Consider the following 8,953-nt stretch of genomic DNA (forward strand, 5'->3'; position numbering starts at 1 on the left):
GCGGCACGAGCGGATGTGTTTGACTACATCGAGCGACGCCACAACCCTAGGATGCGCAGAAGGGTCGCCAAGCAGGATCAGAAGGTTGCAGCTCTTTTAGAACCGTCCGTGATATCGGGGTAGAACCCGGACGCGCCATGCGCGTCCGCCGAATCGCCCGGGCAACACGAAGACACGCGTGGCGTGTAACCCCGCTCCCCGACTGAACCAAGTTCCAGACTTCTCCTACAGGCATCGCTTTGACGGCTCAGTAGACTTGCCCAAGGCCGCACTTCATTGCTCGCGGCCCGGGCCCACAGCCACATGGGAAAGGATCACCAATGCCGCATCTCAGAATGACCTTCATCAAGAACTCAGTCATGGCCGCCTGCCTCGTACTGGGGATAGGTGCCCTATCCGCCTGCGCCTCCACGCCCAAGACGGCTGCAACCGCCGACTTCAGCGGAAGCTGGTACGTAAAGTGGTGCGACCGCACCAACCCCAAGCTGGACTGCGGCGGGTTTGACATCAGCGTCGTCCAGGAGGGCAACCGGCTCTGTGGCGACTTCGGGGGAGCCTTGGTCAACCTGCGTCAAATCGACGACGGCACATTGATCGGCACAGCAGTAGGCAACACGGCTGTGCTGGCGGTACAGAGCCGCCGAAATGGCGTGATTGTCCTGGTCCGTGCCGAATTGCTGGGCGACAGGTTGAAGTGGAAGGTTGTGGACGATATCAGGAGAGCTGAGAACAACGATATCGAAGTCATCGCTTTGGATAGTGAACTCCGGCGTGCCCCGCCACCAGCGAACCGAGGGCCAAACTCCACCGAAACGCGCAAGTGCCGCTAGATCACGTAAGATTGTAAGGAAGACAACATGGAGTATAGAGAACTCACCCAAGCTGATTACGAGCGCAAGCTAAGGCTTGTGATCGTTGGCGCGGAAGGCCTTCATTCCCGGGTACAGGATATTGGCGATGAAAAGGCGACCATTGGCTGGGGGCTCACGCTGAACCGCAATAACAATGTCAGAATCTGGCGCGACTCCGGTCTCGACCTGAGTGAAGAACAATGGCAGCTTCTTGCACGCATCGACGCCGCTCCAGTCCGTGAGAAGACCGGCCTTGGACTGGGCTTTACCCGGCAAGTCAGCGCTGAAGATTCAGACAGTCTTCTAAGAGCATCGTTGGCGGAATACGAAGTGCCAGCCAACAGTGTGAATATGCCGCTGTCTGACGAGCGGATCGCAGTGGTTTCGCTTGCATACAATCGGGGACCTGGCAACCTGACTGGAACCGCGAGCGGAACCATGCCCGAGCATCCGGTGATGGAAGCCATACGCCAAGGTGACCGCGCTGAAGCTTGGTACCAGATCAGATACAACTGCTGGGGAAGTGACAAGCCCGATGAGCAGTACCCGCATCCTCTTTCCAATGAAGGCGGCCTACGGAAAAGGCGCTTCGCAGAGGCGCAGGTGTTTGGCCTTTATGACGACAGCGAGAACATCACTCCGGCCGAGGCCCGAGCTGTCTACCGCACACTTGAATTGCATCGCGACGATATTGAGCGCGTCGAGCTCCAGTTCGGCGAGACCCTTGACGGCACGCAAGCTTCGCGCAATCGCGTAGTGCAAGCCAACAGGGACTATCCCGAGCTCGTGGCCGAGTATGGTCGCGTACCATCAGTAGCAGTTGCCTTCGCACCGGCTCGTGATGCGCTAATGGAAGACCTGCGCGCCCAGCACCCGACATTGGCAGAACGACTGCGGAACGACAGCTTCCCCCCAGGTGCCATCTTCCTCGACCCAAATCGTAGCCTTCGCGACAGCGACGACATCCAGCAGATCTACCTTGGCAATACTCGCCCACACATTGCACTTCGCCGAGAACACAGCAACTCAACCGGCGAAGAGGTGAGTGAAGAACATCAGGCGACACTGGATTCCCGTCGAATGCGCGGCAACCAGGAAGTCTCCCGGAACGACCTTCTGATTGGCGACGGCGGAAACGACGTTATACGTGGTCACCAGGGCGATGACGTCCTGATAGGCGGCCAAGGTCGCGACCGCCTTGAAGGTGGCGCAGGCCACGACACGTATGTGGTGGGCGGAGGTGACACAATTCGGGACATGGATGGGCGCGGAGAACTGCACTGGGGCGGACAGCGGCTCACCGGAGGTGTGCGTTCGGAAACCGACCCCGCAGGTACGTACCGCAGCGAGGACGGGCGCTTTTCTTATCGATTGGTCGAGGGCAATCTCACCATCACTGACACGCAGGCTACGGAAGCCGCAGATCGCCAGCCCACCTTGGTTGAGAATTTCCAGAATGGACAACTGGGCATAACCCTTGCGGACGGTCGCAGGGCCGAGCTTGATTCCCCCTCTTATCTACGCGACCCGATGTATCAGCAGATCCAGCGAGGTGTCGCAGGACTCGACGCTCAGCACGGGCGTAGCTACGACGCCACCAGTGAGCGCATGACCACCAGCCTGCTTGCACTCGCAAAGGAACAGGGACTGCACTCGGTTGATCACGTAATGCTGAGTGGGCCAACAACGGACAAACCGGCCGGGAGCAATGTATTTCTGGTGCAAGGTGACCCGTCGAACCCGGGCCATTCTCGCGCCGCCATGCCGACGGCAGTGGCCGCCCAGACCCCCATTGAGGAGTCTGTCTGCAGGATCGAAGCAGCCGAGCAGACGCGCGTCGCCAAGCAAGATCAGCAGTCGCAGCTCGAGCAACATCAATCGTCGCCACTCCGGATGGGGTGACGCTTTGCGTGCCATGCGCCCTCATGGCACGGCCAGCACCGCGATGACGTAGAGCCGGGCTTGCCCGGCTGAACCACCGACCATCTCTCCGTAGGGACGCGCCATGCGCGTCCCTCGGTTCGCCCGGCACCGCGATGACACGCATGGCGTGTCACTACGCCACCATCGACAACACCCAAGTCACCACACACACATACCCCAACAGCCCCAAACTGGCTGCCAACGTAGACCGCAGAATCGCCGACTCCTGCCCCACCAGCTTCACCGCCGCGGCCGCAATGGCAATCGACTGCGGCGACACCAGCTTCGCCATCACCCCGCCCGCCGTATTCGCGGCCACCAGCAACGCCGGTGCCACCCCGATCTGTTCCGCCGTCACCGCCTGCAGATGCGCGAACAAGGTGTTGCTGTTCACCACCGACCCGGTAATGAACACCCCCATCCAGCCGATCACCGGCGACAGCACCGGGAACACCCCACCGGTTTCCGCCAGCGCCAGCCCGATCGTGGAAGACGCCCCGGAATAATTGGTGATGTACGCCACCGCCATCACCAGCGCCACCGTGGCCAAGGGCTTCCACATTTCCCGACCCGCCTGCGCCAACTCCTGCCCAGCCGACCGCAGCCCCAGCTTCGGCGATAACAACGCCGTCAGCAGCGCGGCGATCAGGATGGCTGTACCCGCAGCGCCCAGCCAGCCCACATTCCATACCGCCGGCAGCGTATGCGCTTCGGCCACCAGCGGCGGCAGCTCCTGCACCCGTTGGTGCAGCAAGCCAATAGGCAGATGCAGCACGGTGCCGGCCAGCGCCCCACCGGCCGCGAATAACCCTTTGAACGCCGGCAGACTCCACACCAGAATGGTGGCGGTCAGCAGATAGAACGGCGACCACGCCAGCAGCACCTCTTTCAGCGACCAGCGTTGGGCCGACACCGGCGGCGCTTCCGCTTCGCGGTATATCCGCTTCGGCTGCCAGAACTGCATGAACCCCGCCAGCGCCGCCATGCCGGCCAGCGGGCCGACGATGTCGACCAGCTCCGGGCCCAACAGCAGCAACACCGCCGTCTGCACGCCACTGAACACCAGGCCCACCACCAGCAGCACCGGCCAGGTCTCACGCACGCCGCGCCAGCCGTCCAGCAGCATCACCAGCGCCGCCGGCAGCAGCGCCGCGCACACCTGCACCAGCGGCACCAGCTTCCACGACATCTCCTGCAGCGGCACCCCACCCTGCTCCGCTCCCACCAGTACCGGAATGCCGATGGCCCCATACGCCCCGGCCGCCCCGTTGGCGATCAGGCACAGCATGGCCGCCTTGAGCGGTCGGAAGCCCAGTTCCACCAGCAACGCCGCGCAGATGGCGATGGGCACGCCGAAGCCAGCCGCGCCTTCCAGAAAACCGCCGAAGCAGAACGCGATCAGCAGCACCTGGATGCGCTGGTCATCGGAAATGGTGGCGATGCTGCCGCGAATGACTTCGAACTTGCCGCTGCGGATAGCCAATTTGTACAGCCATACCGCCATCAGCACGATGAAGCTGATCGGGAAGATGCCGTTGGCGATGCCCAGCAGAGCTGCGCCGGTGATTTCGCCCACGGGCATGCCGAAGCCGAACCAGGAGACGGCGATGGAGACGGCTACGGCGAGGAGTGCGGCGGTCAGGCCTTTGAGGCGCAGGACGGTCAGGGCCAGCAGGAAGACCAGGACCGGGAGTGCGCCCATCAGGGCGGATAGGTAGGTGTTGCCCAGGGGGTCGTAGTTCTGTTGCCACATGGGTGGGGGTTCCGTGCGGTTTTGGGGGTGCAGAACGGTGAGAAAGTGCAGCCACGCAGGGCGTGGCTCTACGCGACCTTGTTTTTACAGGGGCGGCCTTCTGCGAAGTCCGTTAGGTTGCCCAGGGTGATGGCGGAGATTTCCTGCAGCGCTTCGGCGGTGAAGAAGCCTTGGTGGCCGGTGACCAGTACGTTGGGGAACGTCATCAGGCGCTGGAACACGTCGTCGTCGATGATCTCGCCCGACAGGTCCTGGAAGAACAGCGCACTTTCCTGCTCGTACACATCAATGGCCAGATGGCCCAGGTGCCGCGACTTGAGGGCGCGGATCACCGCGTCGGTGTTCACCAGCCCACCGCGTGAGGTGTTCACCAGCATGGCACCGGGCTTCATCAGAGCCAGCGAGTCCTCGTTGATGAGGTGATGGGTGTCCGGGGTGAGCGGGCAATGCAGGGACACGATGTCCGAGCGGGCCAGCAGTTCGGCCAGCGCGACCATTTCGCCGATGCCGTCGAAGGCGGCACTGGGGTACGGGTCGTAGCCGAGCACCGTGCAGCCCATCCCCTTGAGAATACGCGCCGTGGCCAGCCCGATCTTGCCGGTGCCGACGATGCCGGCGGTGCGGCCATACAGGGTGCGCCCAAGCAGGCCATCCAGCATGAAGTTGCCTTCGCGCACCCGGTTGTAGGCACGGTGGGTCTGGCGGTTGAGGGTCATGATCAGCGCCAGCGCGTGCTCGGCAACTGCTTCGGGGGAATAAGCCGGCACACGGGCCACGAACAAGCCCAGCCGCTCAGCCGCGGCCAGATCCACGTTGTTGAAGCCCGCGCAGCGCAGCAGCACCGCGCGGATGCCCTGCCCGTGCAGTGCCTCCAGCACCGGGGCATCCAACCGGTCGTTGACGAACACGCAGACCGCTTCGCTGCCTTGGGCCAGCGTGGAAGTAGTGAGGTCCAGGCCTACGTCGAAGTAAGCGAACTCGTACTTGCCTTCACTACCAGCATGCTGGTTGGCGGCTTCCAGAAAATGACGGTCGTAGGGGCGAGCGCTGAAAACGGCGGTCTTCATGGGGGGCCTCTGGGGGAGCAGTTCAACAGTAACCCAGATGGTAGGGGCCGTTCCTCAGTAAATGATGTCAAACCGTGACCGGGGGCACGTTCAGGCGCGCGACGATAGTCGCACGCGGTATGGAACTGGACTAGCACCCCATGCTGCAACAGGACGAGGGGGGTAAGGTGTGGGTAGCGGCAGCATCGCAGAAGAGCAGATATCTGACGCTCCGGCAGCAAAATCCCTACAGCCCTTCGATGGGACTGTAGTCCATCCTTATAGCTAGACTTGTACGCAAAAGAAGTAGGCATAGGAGAAGGCATGTCCACAGAAAGTCCTTCGCGCAGGAAAGCGACGAGCGCTATCACAAGTGTGATCCGTCACATGCCAGCGCTGCTGCTCAGCGCAGCGACATTGGCCTGCGCGCACACGCCTTCCGGAACAACAACCTCACCGTCCAAGGACACCGCCACGATGAGCGCGACAGACACCAGTAGACCGCACACCCTTATTGAGTACCCGGAACTCACACCTGAGGAACTAGGGAAGCGGTTCCTGAAGTTGATCGATAGCCTGAAGTCCTCGGAGGAACTAACGACCGAGCGAATTCAAGATGTGATGCGACTGAATTTGACGAAAACGCCTGAAACGCATAGCGCATTTTTCAACATGCATCTACCGGATTCCGGGTGGTACTACAATGTTTTGTACTACGACAATCCTCGGTCGCCCAGCCGCAAGAACGCTTCCTACAACTTCATCAATCGACCGAACGAACAGAGCCACCACGATCTCGCTGCCGATATGGCCCCAGTGTGCGGCATGGATTTCAATGCCTATGTGACGGAACTTAAGGAAATGGGATTCGTGGAGCGCGAAGAATTGGCAGAATACGATTCTCCAATGCCTCCTACCAATGCGGACGGCACTATGGGAGAGCGCAGGGTGTTCCGGCGACCAGGCTATTTCTTTTCTCGCGGCAACATCAGCGTAATGATTCGCGAGCGAAGCGAAGCACTGCTCAGCGAGCACCCAGAAACCGAATCGGCAGATAGAAAAATGAATCATATCTGCGTGGAATCCATCAGCGTGGGCGGGGGGGACTAGTCGATGGCCAATCCCAATGCCCAACTTCAAGCCGCCATCAGGCAGTTTGCCGCACAGCCCGGCGTTACGTCGGGCCAAGAGGCACAGTTGCGAGCCGCAATCACTCGGAACCCCGACCTGCTGCAAGATCTGAATCAGGACGCGGCCAACGGCCAACTCAAGGGCTTCGCTTTGCCCCACGCGGGATCTTCTCCAAATTTGGCCGGGACCTACGACATGGCCTCAGGCGTGGTCACGCTGCCAACCACCAGCCTCCAGACGACAGGAACGGTACCTAGTCCCGATCTCACCGCCACCCTACGGTTGCAGAGCATGTCGCTGCGTTTCGCCCACAGTAGCTATGTAGACGCCGCCAACGTCACCCAACCAGTGACGCAAGACATGGTGACCAACCTGCAATCGACTATCAATGGTTCGCCAGTATTGGCCGCCGAGATCAAGCGTGCCGTCACCCCGCCTGGACCTGACCAAGTAGCGACCTTGCAGCACTTCGCCTCACTAAGTGGCACGGTGGCGGGCGGCACCTATAATCCGTCTAACCAGACCATGAGCTTGCCACCAGGCAGCTTGGCTGTTCCTCCCGCCAGATTCGGTTCGGCAGACCTCACCTTCGTACTCGGGCATGAAATTCAGCATGGATTCAATGCGGCCGGCGCGAAAGCCGCAATGGTCAATGCATACGGTGAGGCCAAGCGGATCGCACAAGACAACAACCCCATAAACGACTACACAGTTCCTATAGGCAACATGATCCAAGCGGGCCGAGAGGACGAAGCCAAGGCGCAGATCGCGGGTTGGAATGCCCTACTCAGCCGCGAGCAACAAAGTAACCCAAACGTAAATCTCACCGACATGATGGCGTTGGCAACCAACCCTGTTCACCAAGACCGGACTTCGCGAGTTCTCGATTTTGTTCAACTAAGCAGCACGACTCCCGGGCAGAGCGAAGCCCGCCCCGGCCTGACCTTCAACTCCGACAACAGCATGTCGATGACTCCTGCGAACGTAGCGCAAATGGGTCGGAACTATTTTGATAAGCCGCCAACAGGCACCCCAGGGCACACACGACAGCAGACCACAGGCATCGGGCACCACGGAGATTCCGACTATCCCAACTACTACCGCGCGAATGCGGTGACCAATATCATCACCGTCGACCGTGCCTATGCGCACCCGGTCAACGGCGTCCCGCCGCAGATGCAGATCAACATGGGACAACTTCGGTTACGTGAAGACCTGATGGAGCGCAATGGAATTACCATCACCGCCCGTACGAACACACCCCAGCCCTATCTAGACACCAGTACGAGTCCACCGAGAGCCGGGCTATTCCAGCACACGGCCACAACGCACCAGCACGTCAATCCTGCTTTCTCCGATCCTCTTCAAGAGCAAGAGCGCCGTGAACGGAAGATCAAGGAAGAGGCAGACCGCCACCGCGACACGCGAAATGCGGATAAACCAGACATGCGTGAGAGCGATGACGCGCAGGCTGAGCCATCATCTTCGCTGGGTAGTCCGCATCGAGACCGTGCCTATGCCGCACTGAAAGCTGGCGACAGCGACGAAGTCGGTCGGATAGCCGCAGAGTTCGTACAGTCGCCGAGAGGTCAGGAACTGATCGAACGCGGCAATCAACTGCTTGCGCAACAGCAGGCGCAAGAGTTGCAGAATCTTCTTGAACAAAACGGACAGCTTGAGCAGCAGCGGGAATCGGAACGGCAGCGTACGCTGCAGCGTTAAGCCACACACGGACGTCGCTGCACCATCATCACTAATCCGGAGCGAACGATGCAAGACAAGGACCAGGACGACATCCGGCAGGCGTTGGAAGGTCTATTCGACGCGCTGCTAACTCTCAGGGCGGAGGTGGATCAGCGAGACCGCGGCATGCGCTCAAACTTCGACAAGAAGATGGCTGCGGTGCAGAACCAGTTGACGCAGACCGAGCGCAAGCTAGAAGCCATCGCAGACGGCGCAGGCACCAAGATTGAGCGCCACGCACGGGAGGCAGTGCTACCGGTTGCTGCGGAGTATGGCCGTTCGATCGAATCGTTCTCGGGCAAGCTGGGAAGAATCGAGAAGACGGTGTGGATTTGGGGAGGAGCAGCCGCTGCCATCTTGGCACTGACGCTTGCCGGCCTGTGGTGGACACTGACCGGATACAAGCGCGATTTGGATGCCGCAAAAGAAGGGACTGTCAGGAATTTTGTGTTCGGGCATAACATGTTGAAAAGGATCATGTATGCCACCCAAGAAGAAGACCGCCA

General features: G+C 60.5%; 7 protein-coding genes and 1 pseudogene. 6 read left to right on the plus strand and 2 right to left on the minus strand.

The window, feature by feature from the left end; all coding sequences use genetic code 11:
- The 3 genes and pseudogenes from EGJ34_RS18730 to EGJ34_RS22360 all read left to right on the plus strand — a co-directional run.
- A pseudogene (locus EGJ34_RS18730) lies at positions 1–123 on the plus strand (IS3 family transposase); the annotation flags it as partial.
- A 212-nt stretch (positions 124–335) separates the two neighbouring features.
- Positions 336–830: a hypothetical protein gene (locus EGJ34_RS18735; protein ID WP_125361972.1), complete on the plus strand. Its 495-nt coding sequence runs from the start codon at positions 336–338 to the stop codon at positions 828–830.
- A gap of 27 nt (positions 831–857) precedes the next feature.
- Positions 858–2,753, plus strand: a complete 1,896-nt coding sequence (locus tag EGJ34_RS22360; protein WP_185750248.1) for an XVIPCD domain-containing protein — start codon at positions 858–860, stop codon at positions 2,751–2,753.
- 154 nt (positions 2,754–2,907) lie between these two features.
- Here the strand turns inward: EGJ34_RS22360 and EGJ34_RS18745 are convergent, their stop codons facing one another.
- On the minus strand, positions 2,908–4,527 hold the full coding sequence (locus tag EGJ34_RS18745) for a lactate permease LctP family transporter (RefSeq protein ID WP_125361973.1): 1,620 nt from the start codon (positions 4,525–4,527) through the stop codon (positions 2,908–2,910).
- A gap of 68 nt (positions 4,528–4,595) precedes the next feature.
- Positions 4,596–5,594 carry a 2-hydroxyacid dehydrogenase gene (locus EGJ34_RS18750; RefSeq protein WP_125361974.1) on the minus strand — a complete coding sequence of 333 codons (999 nt, stop codon included), beginning with the start codon at positions 5,592–5,594 and terminating at the stop codon, positions 4,596–4,598.
- 303 nt (positions 5,595–5,897) lie between these two features.
- Between EGJ34_RS18750 and EGJ34_RS18755 the strand changes: the two genes are divergently transcribed.
- The 3 genes from EGJ34_RS18755 to EGJ34_RS18765 form a co-directional block, all read left to right on the plus strand.
- A complete protein-coding gene (locus EGJ34_RS18755; RefSeq protein WP_125361975.1) occupies positions 5,898–6,683 on the plus strand; it encodes a hypothetical protein in 786 nt (261 codons plus the stop codon).
- 3 nt (positions 6,684–6,686) lie between these two features.
- A complete protein-coding gene (locus tag EGJ34_RS22365; RefSeq protein ID WP_185750249.1) occupies positions 6,687–8,426 on the plus strand; it encodes a hypothetical protein in 1,740 nt (579 codons plus the stop codon).
- A gap of 48 nt (positions 8,427–8,474) precedes the next feature.
- Positions 8,475–8,953: hypothetical protein (locus EGJ34_RS18765; RefSeq protein WP_125361976.1), on the plus strand; the 479-nt coding region annotated here is incomplete at its 3' end.

The organism is Stenotrophomonas sp. 278 (genome assembly GCF_003935715.1).
GTDB classification, from domain to species: Bacteria; Pseudomonadota; Gammaproteobacteria; order Xanthomonadales; family Xanthomonadaceae; genus Stenotrophomonas; species Stenotrophomonas maltophilia_AH.

Coding starts and splice junctions, on each gene's coding strand:
- EGJ34_RS18735 (WP_125361972.1), top strand. CDS start 336: ATGACCTTCATCAAGAACTCAGTCATGGCCGCCTGCCTCGTACTGGGG.
- EGJ34_RS22360 (WP_185750248.1), top strand. CDS start 858: ATGGAGTATAGAGAACTCACCCAAGCTGATTACGAGCGCAAGCTAAGG.
- EGJ34_RS18745 (WP_125361973.1), bottom strand. CDS start 4,527: ATGTGGCAACAGAACTACGACCCCCTGGGCAACACCTACCTATCCGCC.
- EGJ34_RS18750 (WP_125361974.1), bottom strand. CDS start 5,594: ATGAAGACCGCCGTTTTCAGCGCTCGCCCCTACGACCGTCATTTTCTG.
- EGJ34_RS18755 (WP_125361975.1), top strand. CDS start 5,898: ATGTCCACAGAAAGTCCTTCGCGCAGGAAAGCGACGAGCGCTATCACA.
- EGJ34_RS22365 (WP_185750249.1), top strand. CDS start 6,687: ATGGCCAATCCCAATGCCCAACTTCAAGCCGCCATCAGGCAGTTTGCC.